Annotated in this window: 25 protein-coding genes and 1 riboswitch; of the genes, 12 read left to right on the top strand and 13 right to left on the bottom strand. The window is 63.9% G+C overall.

What is annotated here, in order from left to right; genetic code table 11:
* The first annotated feature begins 4 nt into the window (after nt 1–4).
* Genes E5Z01_RS03070 through E5Z01_RS03080 form a run of 3 tightly spaced genes read left to right on the top strand, consistent with a single transcriptional unit; the run spans nt 5 to nt 1,506 of the window.
* Entirely contained in the window at nt 5–313 is a 309-nt protein-coding gene (locus E5Z01_RS03070; RefSeq protein WP_135228020.1) for a YciI family protein, read from the top strand.
* A 3-nt stretch (nt 314–316) separates the two neighbouring features.
* A complete protein-coding gene (locus tag E5Z01_RS03075) occupies nt 317–673 on the top strand; it encodes a hypothetical protein (protein WP_135228021.1) in 357 nt (118 codons plus the stop codon).
* Nucleotides 670–1,506, top strand: a complete 837-nt coding sequence (locus E5Z01_RS03080; RefSeq protein ID WP_135228022.1) for a 3-hydroxyacyl-CoA dehydrogenase family protein — start codon at nt 670–672, stop codon at nt 1,504–1,506. Before E5Z01_RS03075 ends, E5Z01_RS03080 begins: the two co-directional genes overlap by 4 nt.
* A gap of 92 nt (nt 1,507–1,598) precedes the next feature.
* On the opposite strand, the gene pdxH is transcribed toward E5Z01_RS03080, so the two are convergent.
* Both pdxH and E5Z01_RS03090 read right to left on the bottom strand, forming a co-directional pair.
* Nucleotides 1,599–2,243, bottom strand: a complete 645-nt coding sequence (gene pdxH / locus E5Z01_RS03085) for a pyridoxamine 5'-phosphate oxidase (RefSeq protein ID WP_135228023.1) — start codon at nt 2,241–2,243, stop codon at nt 1,599–1,601.
* A 7-nt stretch (nt 2,244–2,250) separates the two neighbouring features.
* On the bottom strand, nt 2,251–3,078 hold the full coding sequence (locus E5Z01_RS03090; protein WP_135228024.1) for a DNA-formamidopyrimidine glycosylase: 828 nt from the start codon (nt 3,076–3,078) through the stop codon (nt 2,251–2,253).
* Nucleotides 3,079–3,132: 54 nt separating this feature from the next.
* Between E5Z01_RS03090 and E5Z01_RS03095 the strand changes: the two genes are divergently transcribed.
* Nucleotides 3,133–3,783 carry a pyroglutamyl-peptidase I gene (locus tag E5Z01_RS03095; protein ID WP_135228025.1) on the top strand — a complete coding sequence of 217 codons (651 nt, stop codon included), beginning with the start codon at nt 3,133–3,135 and terminating at the stop codon, nt 3,781–3,783.
* Nucleotides 3,784–3,967: 184 nt separating this feature from the next.
* Here the strand turns inward: E5Z01_RS03095 and E5Z01_RS03100 are convergent, their stop codons facing one another.
* The 6 genes from E5Z01_RS03100 to E5Z01_RS03125 form a co-directional block, all read right to left on the bottom strand.
* A complete protein-coding gene (locus E5Z01_RS03100; RefSeq protein WP_135228026.1) occupies nt 3,968–4,246 on the bottom strand; it encodes a hypothetical protein in 279 nt (92 codons plus the stop codon).
* Nucleotides 4,246–4,635, bottom strand: a complete 390-nt coding sequence (locus tag E5Z01_RS03105) for a hypothetical protein (protein ID WP_135228027.1) — start codon at nt 4,633–4,635, stop codon at nt 4,246–4,248. The genes E5Z01_RS03100 and E5Z01_RS03105 overlap by 1 nt, the downstream gene beginning before the upstream one ends.
* Nucleotides 4,632–5,150, bottom strand: a complete 519-nt coding sequence (locus tag E5Z01_RS03110; protein WP_167757745.1) for a hypothetical protein — start codon at nt 5,148–5,150, stop codon at nt 4,632–4,634. The genes E5Z01_RS03105 and E5Z01_RS03110 overlap by 4 nt, the downstream gene beginning before the upstream one ends.
* A gap of 132 nt (nt 5,151–5,282) precedes the next feature.
* Complete coding sequence (locus E5Z01_RS03115) at nt 5,283–6,317, bottom strand: ABC transporter ATP-binding protein (protein ID WP_135228029.1); 1,035 nt, start codon at nt 6,315–6,317, stop codon at nt 5,283–5,285.
* Nucleotides 6,314–7,873, bottom strand: a complete 1,560-nt coding sequence (locus E5Z01_RS03120) for an ABC transporter permease (RefSeq protein WP_135228071.1) — start codon at nt 7,871–7,873, stop codon at nt 6,314–6,316. The genes E5Z01_RS03115 and E5Z01_RS03120 overlap by 4 nt, the downstream gene beginning before the upstream one ends.
* Before the next feature lie 262 nt (nt 7,874–8,135).
* Nucleotides 8,136–9,125: an extracellular solute-binding protein gene (locus E5Z01_RS03125; protein ID WP_135228030.1), complete on the bottom strand. Its 990-nt coding sequence runs from the start codon at nt 9,123–9,125 to the stop codon at nt 8,136–8,138.
* A 167-nt stretch (nt 9,126–9,292) separates the two neighbouring features.
* Between E5Z01_RS03125 and E5Z01_RS03130 the strand changes: the two genes are divergently transcribed.
* The 3 genes from E5Z01_RS03130 (at nt 9,293) to E5Z01_RS03140 (ending at nt 11,216) form a co-directional block, all read left to right on the top strand.
* Entirely contained in the window at nt 9,293–10,003 is a 711-nt protein-coding gene (locus E5Z01_RS03130; protein ID WP_135228031.1) for a phage holin family protein, read from the top strand.
* 1 nt (nt 10,004) lies between these two features.
* The gene (locus E5Z01_RS03135) at nt 10,005–10,712 is read left to right on the top strand and encodes a hypothetical protein (RefSeq protein ID WP_240738155.1); all 708 of its coding nucleotides are present in this window, start codon (nt 10,005–10,007) and stop codon (nt 10,710–10,712) included.
* A gap of 99 nt (nt 10,713–10,811) precedes the next feature.
* Complete coding sequence (locus E5Z01_RS03140) at nt 10,812–11,216, top strand: Fur family transcriptional regulator (RefSeq protein WP_135228032.1); 405 nt, start codon at nt 10,812–10,814, stop codon at nt 11,214–11,216.
* Here the strand turns inward: E5Z01_RS03140 and E5Z01_RS03145 are convergent.
* Together E5Z01_RS03145 and E5Z01_RS03150 are read right to left on the bottom strand one after the other, a co-directional pair.
* Nucleotides 11,206–11,856, bottom strand: coding sequence for a hypothetical protein (locus E5Z01_RS03145; RefSeq protein WP_135228033.1), 651 nt, complete (start codon nt 11,854–11,856; stop codon nt 11,206–11,208). The two genes, E5Z01_RS03140 and E5Z01_RS03145, sit on opposite strands and share 11 nt — an antisense overlap.
* Nucleotides 11,857–12,004: 148 nt before the next feature.
* Nucleotides 12,005–14,053 (bottom strand): zinc metalloprotease, encoded by a 2,049-nt coding sequence (locus E5Z01_RS03150; RefSeq protein WP_135228034.1) that lies wholly within the window; start codon nt 14,051–14,053, stop codon nt 12,005–12,007.
* Between the two features lie 410 nt (nt 14,054–14,463).
* Nucleotides 14,464–14,561: riboswitch (SAM riboswitch) on the top strand.
* 200 nt (nt 14,562–14,761) lie between these two features.
* Here E5Z01_RS03150 and E5Z01_RS03155 point away from each other — a divergent pair.
* Entirely contained in the window at nt 14,762–16,126 is a 1,365-nt protein-coding gene (locus tag E5Z01_RS03155; RefSeq protein WP_135228035.1) for an O-acetylhomoserine aminocarboxypropyltransferase/cysteine synthase family protein, read from the top strand.
* Between the two features lie 8 nt (nt 16,127–16,134).
* Complete coding sequence (locus tag E5Z01_RS03160) at nt 16,135–17,133, top strand: homoserine O-acetyltransferase family protein (protein WP_135228073.1); 999 nt, start codon at nt 16,135–16,137, stop codon at nt 17,131–17,133.
* 10 nt (nt 17,134–17,143) lie between these two features.
* Here E5Z01_RS03160 and E5Z01_RS03165 read toward each other — a convergent pair whose 3' ends face one another.
* From E5Z01_RS03165 to E5Z01_RS03175, 3 genes are all read right to left on the bottom strand, one after another.
* Nucleotides 17,144–17,383, bottom strand: coding sequence for an arginase family protein (locus tag E5Z01_RS03165; RefSeq protein ID WP_338069128.1), 240 nt, complete (start codon nt 17,381–17,383; stop codon nt 17,144–17,146).
* A gap of 76 nt (nt 17,384–17,459) precedes the next feature.
* Nucleotides 17,460–17,921, bottom strand: a complete 462-nt coding sequence (locus tag E5Z01_RS03170) for an arsenate reductase ArsC (protein ID WP_135228036.1) — start codon at nt 17,919–17,921, stop codon at nt 17,460–17,462.
* 116 nt (nt 17,922–18,037) lie between these two features.
* Nucleotides 18,038–18,658 carry an HAD family hydrolase gene (locus E5Z01_RS03175; protein WP_205750460.1) on the bottom strand — a complete coding sequence of 207 codons (621 nt, stop codon included), beginning with the start codon at nt 18,656–18,658 and terminating at the stop codon, nt 18,038–18,040.
* A gap of 43 nt (nt 18,659–18,701) precedes the next feature.
* On the opposite strand from E5Z01_RS03175, the gene E5Z01_RS03180 reads away from it, so the two are divergent.
* The 3 genes from E5Z01_RS03180 (at nt 18,702) to E5Z01_RS19900 (ending at nt 19,943) form a co-directional block, all read left to right on the top strand.
* Entirely contained in the window at nt 18,702–19,061 is a 360-nt protein-coding gene (locus E5Z01_RS03180; protein WP_135228038.1) for a tRNA-binding protein, read from the top strand.
* A gap of 89 nt (nt 19,062–19,150) precedes the next feature.
* Nucleotides 19,151–19,513: an NAD(P)H-dependent flavin oxidoreductase gene (locus E5Z01_RS19895; protein ID WP_240738156.1), complete on the top strand. Its 363-nt coding sequence runs from the start codon at nt 19,151–19,153 to the stop codon at nt 19,511–19,513.
* 55 nt (nt 19,514–19,568) lie between these two features.
* Nucleotides 19,569–19,943: a nitronate monooxygenase gene (locus E5Z01_RS19900; protein ID WP_240738157.1), complete on the top strand. Its 375-nt coding sequence runs from the start codon at nt 19,569–19,571 to the stop codon at nt 19,941–19,943.
* The last annotated feature ends 70 nt before the right edge of the window (nt 19,944–20,013 follow it).

A 20,013-nucleotide genomic window follows, 5' to 3' on the forward strand; every position in this document is an offset into this window, starting at 1 on the left:
GCACATGACGACCCTCTGGATCATCGAAAGCACGTACCTGAAACCCGCCGATGAAATCGCCAAAATCACCCCGCAGCACCGCGAATGGCTCGATCAGCACTACAGGAGCGGCCTCTTTCTCACCAGCGGGCGCAAAGTGGACAACACCGGCGGCATCCTGGTGGCCCGCACCGAGCACGTCGAGCAACTCATGGAACTGTTTGATGAAGACCCCTTCGTGAAACACGGGTGCTCCCGCTACAAGTACACCGCCTTCCATCCAGTGAAGCGCGGGAAAAGCCTGGAACTGGAGGGCGTGCCCCTGGTGGAGTGAAGTGTGACGGTCTTTGTCTTTTTGGATGATGCAAATTCGGAGAACCACTATCAATTCAGCAACCTGTTTTTTGCTGGCATCCTCGGATTCGCAGAGGATTTGCGAGCAAGCTCTGAGCTTTTACGCCTGCTCAAAGAAGGCAGCCTGATGCACGGGGTATGGATTGAAGACTACAGCCTTGAAACCCAGAGAGAATTTTTAAAAGTGATTGAGGAATTCTCTGAGAATCTAAAGAGGAAGGGAGTCGAAGAAAATTACGTGATCTATGTCAATGGTTTTGTCCGAGTCCTCGCTGAAAAAATGCGAAATCCCAAAACCAACTTCACTTATCTAAATGAGGAAGAGAGGTTCCAGTTATGAAATTTGGGGTCATCGGTGCAGGTCAGATGGGCGGTGGGATCGCGCAGGTCGCGGCGCAGAGTGGTTTTGATGTCGTTGTTCAGGACATGAAACAGGAATTTCTGGATCGCGGGAAAGCCGTCATTCAGAAAAGCCTGGGCAAGCTGCACGAGAAAGGCAAATTGAGCGACTCGCCTGAAGCCGTCCTGGGCCGCATTCACTTCACCACTGACCTGAACGACTTCGCCGACTGCGATCTGGTGGTCGAAGCGATCGTCGAAAACGAACAGGTGAAAAACGAACTGTTCCGGCAACTCGGCCAGATCGTGAAGCCCGAGGGCATTCTGGCGAGCAACACCAGCTCCATCCCCATCACGGCGCTGGCTGCCGCTTCGGGCCGCCCTTCTAAGTTCATCGGGATGCACTTCATGAACCCGGTGCCGCTGATGGGGCTCGTGGAGGTCATTCGCGGGTATCAGACCAGTGACGAAACCACGCAAATGGTCACGCAAACCGCCGAGAAGATGGGCAAAACGCCGCTCGCGTGCAACGACTTCCCTGGCTTCGTGAGCAACCGCATCCTGATGCCCATGCTGAACGAGGCCATCCAGTGCGTCATGGAAGGCGTCGCGGAACCAGAGGCGATTGACGGCATCATGAAACTGGGCATGAACCACCCGATGGGGCCGCTGACGCTGGCGGACTTCATCGGCCTGGACACCTGCCTGGCCATCATGGAAGTCCTGCACAGGGGCCTCGGGGACGACAAGTACCGGCCCTCTCCCCTGCTGCGCAAAATGGTGCAGGCGGGGCTGCTGGGGCGCAAGAGCGGCGAAGGTTTCTACAAGTACTGAAGAAAATCAAGCCATCTAACTGCCGAACCGTCTAAACGCCAGAAGTGTTTCAGTGGTTGGGCGGTTCGCCTTATTGACGGCCAGAGCGCCTGTCAGGGTTTCAGTCGTTCCACGCGCCAGCCGTCGCCTTCGCGGGTATAACGGAAGCGGTCGTGCATGCGGTTGGGACGGCCTTGCCAGAATTCCCACTCATGCACGGTCACACGGTAGCCGCCCCAGAAGTCGGGTTTAGGAACGGCGGTGCCTTCGGGGTACTGCGTGTGTAAGTCGGCGAAGCGTTTTTCCAGGGTTTCGCGGCTCTCCACCACGCCACTCTGCGGATCACTGGCGTGCGCAGCCAGTTGGCTTTCGCGCGGGCGAACGTGGAAGTAACGGTTGGCTTCCTCGTCGGGGACTTTTTCAACGGTGCCGTAAGCGCGAATCTGCCGTTCCAGTGGTGCCCAGTAGAACAGCAGTTCCGTCTGCGGATTTTCCGCCAGATCCAGTCCCTTGTGACTGTCGAAGTTCGTGTAGAACGTCAGGCCGTCCTCGGTCGCGCCGCGCAGCAGCACCGTGCGAACGCTGGGGCGGGCTGCTGCGTTCGCCGTCGCCACCTGCATGGCATAAGGCTCGGGCACGTCCTCACGCAGGGCGTCCTCGAACCACACGCCAAACTGCTCGAGTGGGCTGTCCTTCAACTGGTCACGGCTCAGGGCGTCACGCGTGTAAGAAATCCGCATCGAAGTCAAGTCGGTCATGCTGGGCCTATTCTCTCAACTTCTGGCACTGCGGGCAAAAATGTGTCCCGCGTTGTCCCAGCACGATTTTCCTGATTTCCGTGCCGCAGCGTTCGCAGGGCTGATTTTCTCTGCCGTAGGCGTGGTGCTGGTGCTGAAAAAGGCCGGAGAGACCGTCGTGCTGGCGGTAATTCCCGACTCCGTTGCCGAGGCTGCTGCCGCCGGCGTTCACGGCGCCCTGCATCACTTCGCGGATGGCGTGGTACAGGCGTCCCGCCTCGGCGGGCTGGAGTTTCGTCTGGGCCGGGTGAATTCTGGCCAGCCAGAGGCTCTCGTCGGCGTAGATGTTGCCTACGCCGCTCACGGGTTTCTGCGAGAGCAGCCATACCTTCACGGCCCCGCAGGTGGCGGCGGCTTTCACAAACTCTGCCTCGGTGAACGCCTCCTCAAGCGGTTCCGGCCCCATCGCGGCGAGGGTGGGCATGCTCGCGTACTTGCCAGGATCGACCACCGCCCACTTCCCGAAGCGGCGCGAGTCGTCGAAGTGCAGCACGCCGTCATCCGTGTGCAGCGTGACGCGGGTGTGCTTGCCCTGTTCCAGGCGGAATCCGCCCGTCATGCCCAGGTGAACGATGAGTTCCAGCTCGTGCGGCACGTCGCCCTCGGCGTCGGCGGCAGCCAGTTGCAACAGCAGGTACTTGCCACGCCGGGTCAAAGCCTTGATGCGTTTGCCGTGCGCGGCCTCCGTGTTGCGGTACCTGTGCGGGGCGTCGTGCTCGATGCGCTCGATGACGCGGCCTTTCAGCAGCGGCTCTATTTTGCGACGGGTGGTTTCCACTTCCGGCAACTCAGGCATGAAGCGAGAATACCGGGCGAACAGGGCGGCAACCGTGCGCGTATGCTGGGCCGTGTGCCAACGCTACTCCTGACTGGTTTCGAGCCGTTTCACACGCATCCGGACAACCCCAGCGCGAACGCCGCGTCGGAACTGGACGGGGCGAACCTGGGACATGTCCAGGTGGTGTCCGCCCTGCTGCCCGTGGAACCCCGAACCGCCGCGCAGAAATTGCTGGGCCTGCTCGACCGCCTTTCACCGGACGCGGTGCTGCTGACGGGCCTCGCGGCAGGACGCCCTCACGTTTCACTGGAGCGCGTGGCGGTGAACGTCATGGACTTCAACATTCCAGACAACGCCGGGAACACCTACCGGGACGCACCGGCCCATGAGCACGAGGCCGCGCCCGCCGCCTACCTGAGCACCCTGCCGCTGCGGAACATCCTGCAAGTGTGGCGGGAGGCGGAGATTCCGGGTCAGATCAGCAACACCGCGGGCCTGTACCTCTGTAATTTCGTGATGTACCAGGCCCTTCATTACCTGAACGAGACGAACGCCGCGCACGTTCCCTGCGGCTTCCTGCACGTTCCCGCCAACCCGGCCGTGGCGCTGGCCGTGCCGGAAGACCGCCCCGCCCTCCCCTACCTGCCGCAAAGTGAAATTACCAGGGCAGTGAAGATAGCGGCAGAGACGACGGTCAAGGGAATGAGAGCGACTGATCAGTGAATTTTGCTTTTCGCTTCCCTTTTAAGGGGACTCGGATCCGCTGCTTGCCAGGCTGACTCGGTGAGGCGACTGATGAACCTCCCGTTCGAGTCGTCAGCCACTCGGAACAGCATCGGCTGGCTCACATCAGGGCCGGAGTGCTTTTTCTTCTCCCGCTATTCGGGTGTTCAGTGATGAGGAGGCTTTACGGAAACGGCGCTTTCCCTTCTTGCCATGCGCCGTTCGGCCCGCCTTGCCAGTGCCAGTCGCCGCTGCCCGGTCTGGTGGAAAGTGCTTTTTTAATCTCACCCAGTGGAATGCGCCGGGCGAAGCGGGTGCGGGCGTGCCAGCTTTCCAGCGGGCTGCCGCGCACGGCCAGGGCAGCGCGGTTCACGGCGAGGTCGAACAGGGCGTCCGGGGCGGAACCGTTCCCGGTTTCCCCAGCGGGGCTGGGTTCGGTCAGGAACGGTTTTTCGTCGGGCATCAGGCGGTCTGCATTCGCCGGGCAAGGGCCGCGATCTGTCCAGCGTGCCACGCGGTATGACGGGCGTTCAGGCGCAGCAGTGAAGCGACGCTCCATTCCATTCCCTCATAAGCAGTGGAAAGGTTCAGCGATTCAGCCGGAAGTTCCCGGGCCGCCTCGATTTCCCATTCCATCAGGCGCGTCAGTCCAGCATCATCGGGGGGCAATCTGCTTCCAGCCACTTCCGCCACCAGAAGCCAGTACCTTCTCTTGGTCTCTGCCAGATGGGCCGTAAGCCAGCCGATGCGCGGGTGAGGTTGCCCGTCCACTTTGCTCAGGGCGGCTTTCACGCTTTCCCAGGGGTGGTGGTTCGCTTCGTCCAGCAGGGTGGCCAGGTCTTCTGGGGTCACGGCAGGGCGTACCCTTCGCCTTCACGGCGCAGTTGACCGCGTTCCAGCATGGCGCTCACGGTGAGGCTGGCCTGCTCGGCGTTCAGCGGGCTCCTGTCGCTGAGGTCGCGCAGGGTAAAGGGGCGGCCCACGCGGTGCGCGAAGCGAATGACCATGCGTTCCTGAACGTCCGGGCGCTCCCGGCCACTGTCCATGCGGGCGGCCCGGCGGCCGAAGGCCCACCAGACGAGGGCACCGAACAGCACCCCGATCAGCAGTTCCAGTGGGATCAGCTGTGTGGCCAGGTCAGGCGCGGCGAGGCGCTCGGCCAGTTGTTGCAGGTGCGTGCGGGCCGCGTCAATCTGCTCGGCCGCTGCGCCGGAGGTCACCAGGCGTTTGAATTTCCCGCGTTCCCGCAGGAACATCATTACGCCCCCCGCGTCGCCCCGGACGTAGATGACCGCGAAAGCCAGAAGCGCGGTGGACAGGCCGGAAATGAGCGTCAGGAACAGACGGGCGGCATTCACGCCACCCATGGTAGCAACCCCGGCGCAGGTCGATGGTGTCCTTCATGCAGATCGCCCGTGAGAGAGGCGCATCATCTCAGTGTTGAAAGAGGCAGAGGACAAGGTGCTTTGCCTTTCTGTAACTGGGCCTCGGCAAGAGACTCAGCGAACAATCCGGGCCGCGCCCTGGACGCTGATGTTCACGCTCGCTCCTTCCCGGTGGACTTGCGGGTCGCTGGTGAACATCAGGAGTTCCTGTTCACCGATCTGCAGGTGATAGAGGGTGTCTCGCCCGCCGAATTCGCGGGCTTTCACGGTGGCGGGTGTTCCGTGCGGGGTGAACATCAGTTGTTCGGGCCGGACGCTGAGCATGACCGGGCCGCTGGCGGGTTCGTGCAGGGGCAGGTGGCCCAGGAGGGTGTGCGCCTGCTGGCCCTGCGCCGTGCCGGAAATGAGGTTGCTGCGCCCGAGGAAACTGGCGACGAAGGCGGTTTCCGGCTGGCCGTAAACGTGGGTGGGTGGGCCTATCTGCTCTATGGTGCCGCTCCGCATCAGGGCCACGCGGTCACTGAAAGCCAGGGCCTCCTCCTGGTCATGGGTAACGAGAATGGCGGCGGTTCCGCTTTGCCGCAGGATGTGCCGCACGTCCTGGCGGGTGGCGTGCCGGAGTTGGGCGTCCAGGTTGCTGAACGGTTCGTCGAGCAGCAGCAGCGCGGGCCGTGGGGCCAGGGCGCGGGCCAGCGCGACGCGTTGTTGCTGCCCGCCAGACAGCTGGTGTGGCGCGCGGCCCTCGAACACGGTCAGACCCACGAGGGCAAGCGTTTCCCGGGCACGCGGCAGGCGCTGGGCGCGCGGCAAATGCTTCAGCCCGAACAGCACGTTTTGCAGGACGTTCAGGTGAGGAAACAGCGCGTAATCCTGAAACACCAGCCCCACCCCGCGTTTCTCCGGTGGAATGAAGGGTTGCGTGACCTCGCGCCCGGCCACGTGAATGCGCCCCTCGTCGGGCGTGTCGAGGCCCGCGATCAGGCGCAGGGCGGTGGTTTTCCCGCACCCGCTGGGGCCGAGCAGGGTCAACAGTTCCCCCGGTTGCAACGACAGGTTCAGGCGGTCGATGACGGGCGGCAGGTGGGGACTGAAGCGCCGCGTGACGTTCTCCAGGGTCAGTGGCTCCAGGGTCAGGGGAAGGGTGCTCATGCGTTTCTCCGGCCAATCAGAAGGGTGGTGACGACCCCGCAGGCAATGAGCGCGAGGGCGTAGGGGGCGGCGCTGGCGTACTGGGCTTCTTCGGTGTACGTCCACAGGTTACGCGAGAGGGGCTCGAACCCGATGGGCGCGAGCAGCAGCGTCAGCGGCAGTTCTTTCAGGACACTGAGAAACACGAACGCCGCGCCGGTCAGCAGGCCCGGCCTCAGGAGGGGAAGGGTGACGCTCCAGAGGGTTTGCAGGGGGCTGTACCCCAGGACGCGGGCGGCTTCCTCCAGCCGTGGCGTGGCAGTCACCAGCCCGCTGCGCAGGGGGCCAATGGCTTCAGCCACGAAGTGCAGCGTGTAAGCCAGAATCAGAAGCGTGAAGGTCTGGTACAGGCCCGGCACGACCCCGAGCGTGAAGAAAATCAGGGCAAGGGCGAACGCCAGCGGGGGCGTGGCGTACCCCAGATAAGCCACCCGTTCCGTCAGTCGGGCCAGCCTGCCGCTGCGCGGCGTGTTTCCATACCGACTCCCGATGTAAGCCAGCGGAAACGCCAACGCCGTGGTGGTCAGGGCCGCCAGGGCCGCCGCGCCCGCAGCGGATTTCACGGAGGCCCACAGGCTGCTCAGCGCCCAGGGATTCAACTCGGTGCGCGTCCAGTACACGATGGTCATGATGGGAATGAGTAGCGCGGCCACGCCAATACTCCCGGCCAGCCCCCACGCGGGCAACGTCCACGCGCCCAGTCGCACCGGAGCGGAGCGGCGGGCGGTGGTGGGGGAAACGCGCGCCAGCATCACGTTCCGCATCAGTCGCGCTTCCAGCCACAGAACCAGGGCGGCGAACGCCAGCAGGAACAGGCCCAGCCAGGCCGAGTACACGCGGTCATAAGCGGCGGTGTACTGCTGGTAAATCGCGGCGCTGAACGTCGGGTAGCGCATCAGGGACACCACCCCGAAATCCCCCAGCACGTGCAGGGCAATCAGGAGTGCCCCGGACAGCCAGGCGGGGCGCAGGTGCGGCAACGTCACTTCACGGAAGGTCTGCCAGGGCGTGCGCCCCAGCAGCCGCGCGGCTTCTTCCAGGGCCGGATCCAGTGTGCGCAGGGCCGTGTGCAAGTTCAGGAACAGGTATGGAAACGTAAACAGCGTCAGGATGCCCAGTGCCCCCAGAAACCCGCTGGGTGGTGTGATCTTCAGGCCCAGCAGCGTGTCCAGGGCGCCCCCATAGCCCGTCGCGGCCACCAGGGCGTAAGCGCCCACGTATCCCGGTAGCGCCAGCGGCAGGGTTCCCAGCAAGACCAGCAATCGGCGCGGCCTGAAGGTGGAGCGTGCCGCCAGAAACGCCAACGGCAACGCCAGCGCCGTTGTTCCCGCCAGGGTCGCCACTGTTAAAACAAGGGTGTTCCACGCCAACTCCAGATTGCGGGAACGAAACACAATCTCCCGCAACTCGCCGGCGTCCGCACTGACTGCCCGCAGCAGCAGATAACAGATCGGCAACAGCACGCCCAGCACCGTCAACAAGGCTGGCAAAAGCAGATGTGGCGGAATACGGCGCATCAAGTCACCAAAGATACCAGACTAACTTGATCAGGTTAATGGGTTAGGAAAAGAGATCGGGCTCTCTTCAATGGGTCGAGCTGGAAGGACGCAGCCGACAAGAGCAAAAAATTTCTGCCCAGCCAGTGAATTTCGCTTCTTCGGGAGAACTGTCAGCGAGTTGAGTGAAAGGTCACGGGAGGCAGACAACCGAGTCAAGCGGAAAGTTCCCGATACGCAAAAGCTCCGCCTTCTTCTCGACGGAGCTTTCATTTGTGTGTTTTTACAGCAGTCCGGCGTCGCGCAGGAGCTTCTGGGCTTTTTCGATGTTTTTGGGAAGCACCGAGGGCTCGACTTTGGGGCTGCGTTTCACCACGTCGTTGTAGGGCAGCATGGTGGTGGGCTGCAGGATATTCCCGATGACCGGGTACTCGAAGTTGACGCTGAGGAAGAAAGTCTGGGCGTCCTTGCCGGTCAGGGCCTGCAGGAAGCGGGTGGCGGCGGCGCGGTTCTTGCTGCTGCTCAGGATGGCGGCTCCGGTGGCGTTGCCGAGGTTGCCGATGTCGCCCGCCTTGAAAAAGTGCGTGTCGATGGGGTAGCTGAGGCGGTTGACGCGCTGGATGTAGTAGTGGTTGGTCAGGCCCACGTCGATTTCTCCGGCGCGAATGGCTTCGAGCATCCCGACGTTGCTGGTCTTGTAGTCGCGGGGTTGCAGGGCCTTCATGCCTTCCAGCCACGCCCTGGTGGTGGCTTCGCCGTGCTTGGCGATCATGCCGGCCAGGAAATCCTGGAAGCTGGGGTAGCTGACCGTCCAGCCGATACGGCCTTTCAGGTTGGTTTTCTTGGGCAGGTCGAGAACGCTGTCGGGCAGGTCCGCCGGTTTCAGTTTGGTGTTGTTGTACGCGAGGACGCGGAAACGGACGGTGGTGGGGAGCCAGTCTTTGCTGCTGGGCGCGTAGTCGTCACTGACGCCCCGGTACAGGCTGGTGCTCAGTTTGGCGAATTTTTTGCTGTCGCTGAGTTCACCGAGGGCGCCGACGCTGTTGCCCCAGAAGATGTCGGCGGGACTGCGGCTGCCTTCCTCCTGCAGGGCCGCGACCAGTTGCGCGTCGGTGCCGTAGCGGACGTTGACTTTAATGCCGGTCTGCTGCTGGAACTGCTGGACAACCGGTTCCACGAAGGTCTTGGCGCGGCCCGAGTAGATGGTGAGGCTTTGCTGCGCGAGGCTGGTGCTGGTGAGGGTAAGGCCGAGCAGGAGGATAGCTTTCTTCATGAATTGTAATCCTAATTAATCCGAGTGATTTAGTCAAATTTAGCCGAGGCGAGTCACTGGTCATGAGAGCCGTTCAGGGTTTCTTGGCTGTGTAGCGTGCCTTTCACGCTTTTCATTATGCTAGGGGCGTTAAACCCTGCCGCAGGGCGGGTCTTCTGGGAGGAAGAATGGAAGAACGTAAAACCATGGGGAGCGCACTGGTCGATGTTTTCGACGCCGGCGTGGTGCTTGTCAAATCCGAGATCAACGCCGTCGGTAAGAAGGTCGGTGACGTCGCCAAGGCCAAAGGGGTGGGCGTGGCCCTGATGCTGGCTGCCGCCGGCCCCATTATTCTGGGCCTGATTTTCCTGATTCTGGCGGTGTTTTATCTGCTGAGCCTGTGGCTGCCGGCCTGGGGCGCGGCGCTGGTCATCGCCTTGCTGAGCTTCGCGCTGGCGGGCGCTCTGATCGCCTTTGCCATGCAGAAACTCAGCGCCCACGTGGACACTGAAATGCCCCGCCACCCGGTGCCGCTCAGCAAAGCGGAGAGCAGCGTTCCGGCCACGCCCGCTGCGCCGGTGGGGGCAGCCATCGCCGCTGGAACGGCCGCGACCGCCGCCGAAAAGCACCCGGAGGCGGTGTACGTGAAGGACATGCGCTTTCCCAGCGATGACGTGATCGGTCATTCTGCTTCCAGCGTGGAACGCGCCAACCACACCGTATACGAAAGCAAACCCAGCGGCGAGGCGCAGTATTACGGCAGCGGTCTGAACAAGAAGCTGAACGACGGGCACGCCGACCCCGAGTTGCACAACCCGGTGACGCTCAAGGATACCCCGGGCATCAGCGTGAGCACCAAGCCCACCTACCCGGAAGACATGCGCAAGGAGGGGTACTGAGATGGCCGAAAACCCGAAAGACCAGCCCCCCCAGCTGCCCCCGACTTACTTGAAGGACATAAGTTACCCCACCGAGGTGCGGTACATGACCGAGCAGGAGGAGGCCCGCGCCCGCCTGAAAGCCAGCATTGACGCCCTGAGCGAGCAGGCCAGTTTGCAGGTGCAGATGCAGAAAGAACCCCTCAAGATGCTGGGGGGCGCTTCAGCGGTCGGCGCCGTGATGGGCCTGGTACTGGGCCGGCAGCTCCGGCGCAGCAAGAAAATTTACGTGGACGCCGAAAGTCCCCTGAAGCACCAGAAGGGGCTGATGAAAGCCCAGAGTCAGCAGCAGAGCGGCAAGGGCATGGGCGGTGCGCTGATCGCCACGCTGGGCACCCTGGCTTTCAAGCAGGTAATGGAAAAGGTCGTGACGCCCCGGCTGGAAGAGGCCGCCAACAACCTGCTGGAGAAGGCCGGGCAGCCGGCGAGTCACGCGCCCAGGCCACAGGTGTCTGCCGCCCCGAGACCTGTTCTGGTGCCCGCCAGCCCGGCGGCCAACCAGCCCGAACCGGTGGCCAGCTTCCTGAAGACGCCCGCGCCTGCCGCCCCGCAGGTTGCGCCAGTGACGGCCCACGTGGGTGTGATCCCCATGCCCGAAAGCCAGGTCGAGGCCAAGGCGGTCGGTACGCCCATTGCCGAAGAGGAGCGCCGCAACCCCAACGCCCACTGAAGCGGGCGGCCGCCCATCCCGAGAGGCCCACCCTGATGGTGGGCTTTTTTCGTTTGGCACTCCCGTTTAGCACTTCCTGGCTTCTGGTAAGCTGGGGGCATGACCGCCACCCGCAGCACCCGCCAGCGCGACGTGATTGCCCGCGTCATCACGCAGGCCGCCGGGCCGCTCGCGGTCAGCGAGGTGCTGGCGCAGGCGCGCGCCGACCTGCCTACCCTGGGCCTGGCCACGGTGTACCGCACCCTGAAGCTACTGACCGAGCAGCACCGCATTCACCCCGTTATCCTGGACGGCGAGACGCTGTATGAGGCGTCCGGGCGCGGCCACCACCATCACTTCAGTTGCACAGTGTGCGGGCGCGTGTTCACGCTGCACACCTGCCCGGTGGCCCTGCCCAGCGGCACGGTCTATCCCGGCGGCTTCGTGGTGGAGGCCCACGAGGTCACGCTGTACGGCCGGTGCCCGCAGTGTGCCAGCCAGGCAGGTCAGCCGCTCAGCGGTTGAGGTTGAGCAGGGCCAGCAGTTCGCGCAGCAGGGCGGCATTCGCGCCGGCCTGACGGTACGGGTTCAGGGTGGGCTGCTGGCGCAGTTCCTTGACCAGGACGGTGCCACCCGGCACCATGAACCCCAGGCGCACTTCGGTGATGTTCACAGGGCCATCCGGCGCGGCGATGCGGGCGCGGGTCAGCAGCAGACTGGCCCGCTGCTCCAGGGCCACGCGCTGGCGTTCCAGCAGGGCCACGTCCGCCGCAGAGAGCGTTTCCAGCACTGCCAAGCGCATATCGGTAGCCTTGCGATTGCCCAGTGCAGGTTCCCGCAGCAGGCCAGGCAGCAGCTCCCGCAGGGCCGCGCTGGCCGCCGGCGTGGGCTGAATGTTTCCCTGCTTCACCTGATCGCGCAGGAGCCGCAGGGTAATGAGCAAGTCCAGCGTGGGCAGGCTGAGGGTCTCGTGGCCGGTGGGCGCGGCGGGTGTCCGGGGGCCGGGAGTGTCCGAGGGCCACCAGCGGGTGCCCTGGCCCTGTTGCCGCTGAATGCGGTCGGCCTGCGACGGCGGGGTGGTTGGGGTCATGGCGGACACCTCCGGGAACACCCCGCAACCCAGAAGCAGGGGCATCAGCTGGGCGAAGCGAATACGGCGCGTCATACTGCCCAGCTTAAGCCGTCCAGTTGACGACCAGCTGAAAAGAAGCGGGGACATTCTTATCTCCTGAGAACGAAAAAGGGCTGGCGGGGAAAGGCCTCCCGGCAACTTTCCCCGCCAGCGTCAAAACGGTGACGCTTCGGTCAAATGCTCAGGGAGCCAGACGGTTGGCGCGCTGCTGTTCGGTCTCCTCGGGGAAGATCACCGCGCCCTTCTGCGGCAGGAAAGTGGAGCTGTAGCGGGCCTTGGCGCCGGTAGAGGTGGACAGGCCGTTGAGGTTCTCGTACCACTTGTACGGCTGCACGTTCACGCCGGCCGTCTTGGCGGCATTCAGCACCTGGCGGTAGCCGTCGTGTGCAAGCCTGGCGGCGTCGAGGTAAGCCAGGGCGTCGTACTTGCCCTGCACCTGCGCGAACACCTTGTCGGCGGCCACGGCGGTGGAGGCCAGGGCGCTTTCCTTGCCGGCGCGGCGGGCCAGTTCCAGAATGGCGTTGGTGTTGTTCAGGTACGCGGCGGTCAGGTAACGGTACTGGCTGTCCAGGTTGAACTGGCTGAAGTTGGGTTGGATGCTCATGTACGACATCACCGAGTTGCTCTCGTCGCCCAGGTCGACGAAGCGGAACTGACCACTGGGGCCGTAGGACAGGTCTTCTTCACTGTCGTAGCCGTCGTGGGGGTGCGACAGGCTGAAGTGGTGACCGGCCTCATGCACCGCCGTGTCGGTAAACCCGAAGCCGGCATCGTTGAGCGAGGGGTTCAGGAAGGAGTAAACGAAGGTCTGCGTGCCGGTTTCGCCGTCGTCGTAGGCGATGCCCAGCAGGCCCTCGTTGATGTCGGCGTCGTCGTTGAAGAGGTAGATGGGCAGCAGGTACTTGCCAGGGTTGGTCTTGTACGATTCGCGCAGTTCCTTGAGGGCAAACTGGAAGAGGCGTTCGCCGCTGGCATCCGCGAAGTTCGGGGAGCAGATGTCCTCGGGTTTCTCGGGCGTCACGATGAAGCACTTGTACACGTCCGCCAGGTCGCCGCTCAGGGCGGTGGTCTTCTCGCTGGACGACAGCTTGGCGAAGGGTTGCAGCACCTGCAAGCGCTGCTGGCTGAGCGTCTTGTTCAGCAGTTTGTCGATGCCGCTGGCTTTGGCGCCCTGCTCGACGTGGTAATCCAGCACGATGTCGTTGGGCAGCTCGGGCGGCGTCAGGGCCACGCGGTAGATGGGGCTGGGCGTGAACAGCAGGTTGAGGGCCACGTAACGGGTCACCAGCGCCAGATCCGGGCTGACCTTGCGGCTGTAGCCGAGGCTGGCCTTGCGGGTGCCGTACTCCCAGATGGGCGGCATGCGGTAATCGGCCTTCTTGTCGCCGGTCACGTCGCTGTTGGTCACGTCGTAGGCCTGCGTCCAGGGATCCGGGTTGGCGGAGAGGTCATAGAACCATACGCGCTGCGCGGCGGCATTTTCGCGCACCGTGCCGCCCCAGGCAGTCAGGCGGCGGCTGCCACGCGCCCCGAACTTCGTGCCGGTGTCGGTGTCGCCGGCGTCCAGGCGGGTGTAACTGTGAAACTTGAAGTCGGGGCGGTCATACCAGTTCACCAGGAACACGGTGTACTCGCCGGGCTTCACGCCCACGCGGCTGACATGATCGGCCAGCCAGTTCTCGACTTCGTTGGCGTCGACCTCGAAGTTGCCGTCGATCACGCGGTTGATGTTGCCGGCCGGGGTTTTGCAGGTGGGGGCACCCGTCTTGGGATCGACATCATCCTGGCAGTTGTACAGTTTTTGCTGCACCGTCAGCGGGGCTTCCTTGCCCTTGGCCTTCAGGAAAGCGAAGTAGTCGTCCTCGAAAGCCTTGTCGGCAAAGACGTAGTTGTACTGGTAATCGAAGGAGTTGCCGGTGTACTCGGTGCGGCCGTAGGCACTGGGAATGCGGGCAATGGAGTTGTAGGTCTTGGGCAGCGTCTGCTGGAAGTCCGCGGTTTCGATCTGGCGGGCGGTGGGAACCTGGCCGGGCAGGGTCTGGCGGTAACCGACGAACACCACGTTGACCTTGAGTCTGGTGTTGATGGTGTCCTGCTGGCCGGGGTTCAGCGTCTTGAGGCTGCTGAAGTCGGTAGGGGTGGTGGGCTTGGGGGTGGGCGCCGGGTTGGTTCCGCAGGCGGCCAGGAGGGAAAGGCCAAGCAGGGTGGTGGCCGCTAATTTCTTATTCATGGGTGCTCCTCTTAATCCTGGACAGGATCGACCTGTCTTCTGGCTGTTCGAACGGAGCAATTGTATGAGGCGAATGCGCGCGCAGCGTGAAGAAATGCGGCCGCCAATGGCATTTTTCAGGCAGTGAGAACAAGGAATCAATTAGGACACTACAAAGAGGTTAATGACGGGAAAAACCGAAACACCATGACATCTGATTCTCATTAGTTGTCTAGACTACCTCAGTGAAATCGGCTCAATGCGTCACCAATGGGCGCTTTCAATTGAAGGAAAGTACTTGGGGTAGCGCCTCTTTGCCTGACAGGCCTGTAACCGGAGCGAGTTGACTGCGGCACGTCCAGCGTGAACGAGTTTTGACGGACGGCAACTGTTTACGCTACCCTACGCATCAGCTTCCATGCGGAGGCTCAACCCACTTAAGAGCGCCCGAGAGAACTGGCTCGTTGAAGGCGCGGCAACCGGATCTCATCTCGTCACGGTGCCAAAGCCAGCCCAGGCCGCAGCGGGTCAACGATGACCGCACCGTGTCGAGGCAGCGTCAAAGACGCCCTGTCAAGAACACAGCGCCGGGAACAAGTAGGGAAGGTCAACGCCGACAACGATGTTAAGCGCCCCTTCTCCAGCACTTCGAAGAGAAGGGGCGTGACTGTTTCAGCATCGACGAAACCGGGTCACTCCCCACCCACCACCGCACAGGGAGTGAGCCATATGCTCAATACGCCGAAATTTGAAACGCTGCAAGTTCACGCCGGTCAGAAGCCCGACCCCACCACGGGCTCGCAGGCTGTTCCCATCTACCCCACCAACAGTTACGTGTTTCCCACAGCCGAACACGCCGCCGACCTCTTTGCCCTGCGCGCCTTCGGCAATATCTACAGCCGCATCATGAACCCCACCAACGCCGTGTTCGAGGATCGCGTGGCTGCGCTGGAAGGCGGTGTGGGCGCCCTGTCGGTGGCGAGCGGTCACGCGGCGCAGTTCCTGGCGATCACCAACATCGCGCAGGCGGGCGACAACATCGTGTCCACACCCAACCTGTACGGCGGCACGCACAACCAGTTCCGCGTAACGCTGAAGCGGTTGGGGATCGAGGTGCGCTTTACCGGCAAGGACGAGCGCCCGGAAGAATTCGCCGCACTGATCGACGAGAACACGCGGGCCGTGTACCTGGAAACGATCGGTAACCCGGCGCTGAACATCCCGGATTTCGGGGCAATTGCCGCGGCGGCCCACGCGCAGGGGGTGGCCGTCATCGTGGACAATACCTTCGGCGCGGGTGGGTTCTACTGCCAGCCGCTCCGGCACGGCGCCAATATCGTGACACACAGCGCCAGCAAATGGATCGGTGGGCACGGCAACGGCATCGGCGGCGTCATTGTGGACGGCGGGAACTTCGACTGGGGCAACGGGCGTTACCCGCTCATGACCGAACCCTCGCCCAGTTACCACGGCCTGAACTTCTGGGAAACCTTCGGCGAGGGCAACCCGCTGGGCCTGCCGAACATCGCCTTTCTTATCCGGGCGCGAACCGAAGGGCTGCGAGACTTCGGCATGACGCTGGCCCCGCAGCAGGCCTGGCAGTTCATTCAGGGCCTGGAAACGCTGAGCCTGCGGGCTGAACGGCAGGCTCAGAATGCGCTGAGTCTCGCCACCTGGCTGGCCGGCCACCCGGACGTGAGCCGCGTGACCTACCCCGGCCTGAGCAACCACCCGCATTACGACCGGGCGGAGTCGTACCTTCCGCGCGGGGCAGGCGCGGTGCTGACCTTCGAGTTGAAGGGTGGGCGAAAAGCCGGCGAGGCATTCATCGGGGCCGTGAAGCTGGCCGAGCACGTCGCCAACGTGGGGGACACGCGCACGCTGGTCATTCACCCGGCCAGCACCACCCACAGTCAGCTGGACGAGGGGGCGCAGACGTCCGCCGGCGTCACGCCCGGCCTGATTCGTGTGTCGCTGGGCATCGAGCACATCGACGACATCAAGGACGACTTCGCGCAGGCGCTGAATGCCCCGGAACAAGAGAGCACCGAAGAAAGCATCCCACAAGAGGCCAGTGTGGGGGGAAACGCGTGACCGCCGTGATGCAGGCCGCTCCGCCCCGCCACCTCCAGAGTGAAGCTGAACCGGAACGATGTTCCGCGCAGCAGACGGTCACGCTTTTCCGGCACGAGCCGCTGCTGCTGGACTGCGGTCAGCCCGTGTGCGACGTGCGCGTGGCGTACCACACCTACGGCGAGGCCCGCGAACACGCCACGCTGGTCTTGCACGCCCTGACCGGCAACAGCGCCGTGCACGAGTGGTGGCCGGACTTCCTGGGCGCCGGCAAACCCTTTGACCCGGACACCGATTTTGTGGTGTGCAGCAACGTGCTGGGTGGGTGCGCGGGCAGCACCGGCCCCAGTGAACTGCCCACCCTGTCGGGGCAGCGCGTCAAGCTGACGCTGCGCGACATGGCCCGCGTGGGCCGCGCCCTGCTGGAGCACCTGGGCGTGAAGAAAGTGCGCGTGATCGGCGCCAGCATGGGCGGCATGCTGGCCTACGCCTGGCTGCTGGAATGCCCCGATCTGGTCGAGCGGGCGGTGATTATCGGGGCGCCCGCCCGCCACAGTCCCTGGGCCATCGGGCTTGGCACCGCGCAGCGCAGCGCCATCCAGGCCGCGCCGGGCGGAGAAGGCCTGAAGATTGCCCGGCAGATCGCCATGCTCAGTTACCGCAGCCACCAGAGTTTCCAGCAGACGCAGGCCGGGCAGCGCGTTCCTGGCGTGCCCGCCATAACCAGTTATCTGGAGTACCAGGGCGAGAAACTGCTGGCCCGCTTCTGCGAAAAGACCTACGTGGCCCTGACGGAAGCGATGGACGCCTTTCAGCCCAGCGACGCCGAGTTGCGCGGCATTCAGGTGCCCGTGCTGAGCATCGGCATCAGCAGTGACGTGCTGTACCCCGCCAGCGAGGTCAAGGCGCATGCCGCCCTGCTGCCGCACAGCACCTACTGGGAACTCGACAGCATTCACGGCCACGACGCCTTTCTGATGGACGCGCAGGACTTGCCCGAGCGTGTCTGGGACTTTCTGCACGCCTGACCCAGCCTGTTTAGCCGAATGCGGTCAGGGCCGCGTCGAGTGTACCCAGTCGCGCCTGTACGAGTTTCAGTGAATCGCGGTTGTACCCGCCCGCCATCACCGTGACCAGCGGCAGATGCTGCTGGGCCGCCCACCCGAACACCCGCTCGTCCCGCGCCCGCACGCCGTCCAGTGTCAGCGCCAGCCGCCCCAGTTGATCGCCTTCCAGCACGTCTGCCCCGGCCAGGTAAAAGGCGAAGTCAGGCCGCACGCATCAACCACCGTTGATTCAACCATGATCGAAGAGTGATCCGTCCGGGGTGACCTGTCAAGGGGCGGAACGCGCTTCAGGGCACGTTCACGGCGGGACTGTCCGCATAGCTGGAAGGCACCTCGCGCCCGTCCCTCAGTGCCTGCGCGAAGGCTTCAAACTGCCGCCGCTGCGCGTCACGCACCGCCCGCCAGCGTTCCAGACTGCCGCCCGACGGGTCAACGAAGGGGTAATGCAGGCGCGCGGTCTTGCCGGGGTACACCGGGCAGGCTTCCGCCGCCGAGTCGCACACGGTGATCACGTAATCGAAATTTTGCGCGTCCGGCACCTCCCACAGCGTCTTGCTGCTGTGACCGTCCAGCGACAGGCCCAGTTCCGCGACCACCGTTTTCGCATCGTCCTTCACCCGTGTTGCCTCGGTGCCCGCCGAATGCACGTCCAGCAGCAGCCCAAGGCGTCCGGCAGCGTCACGCAGCAGGGCCTCGGCCATCTGGGAGCGGGCGGAATTGTGGGTGCAGAGGATCAGCACGCGGGTCATGCCGTCAGCATACATATCAACGGGTGTTGAAGTGTCAGGTGGGGATGGTCGAGAAGTCCAGAAGTCGAGGCGTCGAGATAGGGGAGGTTTTCTCGACTTCCAGACCCCCCGACTCCTTAACTCGGCTTGATCTCCAGCCACTCGTCCGGCTGCGTGAACATCACGTCGGGGGCGGCTTCTTCCAGTTCTGCGCGGCTGCCGAAGCCCCACAGCACCCCGCCCGTGCGCAGGCCGTTGCGTCTCCCGGCTTCGATGTCCACGGCGCGGTCACCGATCATCATGGCGTGGGGCTGCAGCGTCCCGGCCGCCTGTAAGGCCTCCAGTTGCTGCCATTTGTGAATGCCGATGTCACCGCCGCTGACGAACTCGAAGTGCGGCCGCAACCCCAGGTGGCTCAGGATGCGCTCGGCAAAGTCGGCGCGTTTGGAGGTGCAGATGCCCATGCGAACGCCCGCGCTGCTCAGGGCCGCCAGCGTTTCCGGCACGCCGCCGTACACGGTGTTCTGAAGGCAACTGTCGCGGTAGCACTCGCGGTAGGTGGCGATCAGTTCCAGCACCTCCGGGTGCCCGGCGCCGGTCAGCTGAAGGAACGTGCCGTCCAGCGGCGGGCCAACGAACGGGGCCACGTCCTGTTCCGGCAGCGTGGGAAACCCGAACTCGCTCAGGGCGTGGTTGATGGCCTGCGCTATGCCGGGCAGCGGGTCGCTGATGGTGCCGTCCAGGTCAAAAATGAGCATACTGACCGTCAATGTACGGCAGGCCCGGCGGGTACACTCATGCATGGCAAGTGACCTGAAACCCACCGTGGATTTTGGCGAGACGTTCGGCAAACTGGACATTCGACTGGGCAAGGTGCTCAGTGCGGAACTGGAGCCCAGCGCCCCGAAAAAATCGTACCGCCTGAACATCGATTTCGGGAAGTATGGCGTTCGCACCAGCGTGGGCCGCTTCACGGGGCACCCCCCGGAGGAACTGATCGGCAGGCAGGTGATGGGCGTCCTGAACCTTGCCCCACGCCAGATCGGGGACGTGCAAAGCGACGTGCTGGTGCTGGGCATTCAGTTCAGAGGCGCAGAGAGCGGCGAGGCCACACCCGTGACGCCCATGACCGAAGGCAAGCTGGGCAGCAAACTGTTCTGAAGAACTGCCGCCTGAATCAGGCAGACACCCGGCAGGCTGTTTGTAAGGCCTGACGGCACGCGCCGGCCTGAATGGAGCACCATGGACGCATGAGCCTGATGGAGCGCCTGGGCTTGAGGAACCCCATCGTGCTGGCGCCGATGGCGGGCGGCGCAAGTACGCCGGCACTGGTGGCCGCCGTGTCGAATGCGGGTGGGCTGGGGTCGCTGGGCGCGGCTTACCTGACGCCGCAACAGATCGTGGAGGCAGGCCGTGAAGTGCGCGAGTTGACGGACAGGCCCTTCGCCATCAACCTGTTCGCTCTGCAGGCCCTGCCGGAGCTGAGCGAAACGGAACTGGCCCTTGCCATCGATGAACTGGCGCCCCTTCATGCGGCGCTGGAATTGCCCACACCGTCCCTGCCGGCACAGGTACAGGAGGACTTTCAGGAGCAGCTGGAAGCCGTGCTGTAGGTGCGCCCGGCGGTCTTCTCGTTCGCGTTTGGGCCTCTGCCTGCGGGGCGGCTGGATGCAGGATGATCTGGCGGACACACTGGAACTGGTGCGGGCCACGCGCGAGAACACCCGCCTTCCGTTGATCGCGGCCGGCGGCCTGATGACGCGCCAGCACGTAAAAAATGCCCTGGCCGCCGGAGCCGGTCTGGCGCAGTGTGGCACGGCCTTCCTGCGGGCGCACGAGGCGGGAACGTCGGCCCCCTACCGTCAGACCCTGGCCGTGGCCGACGCGGGCGACACCACCCTGACGACCAGTTTCAGTGGTCGGCCCGCCCGTGGGTTAAAGAACCTGATGATCGAGCAGGTCAGGCAACCCCTCCCCTACCCGTACCAGAACGCCCTGACCCGTGCCCTGCGGGCGGCGGCCACCCGGCAGGGCCGGCCCTAATTTCTCAGTCTGTGGGGCGGGGTGGGCATCTGGGAGGGTCGCGACGGTTCTGCCATAGCCATTCTGGAGT

The organism is Deinococcus fonticola (assembly GCF_004634215.1).
Lineage (GTDB): Bacteria > Deinococcota > Deinococci > Deinococcales > Deinococcaceae > Deinococcus > Deinococcus fonticola.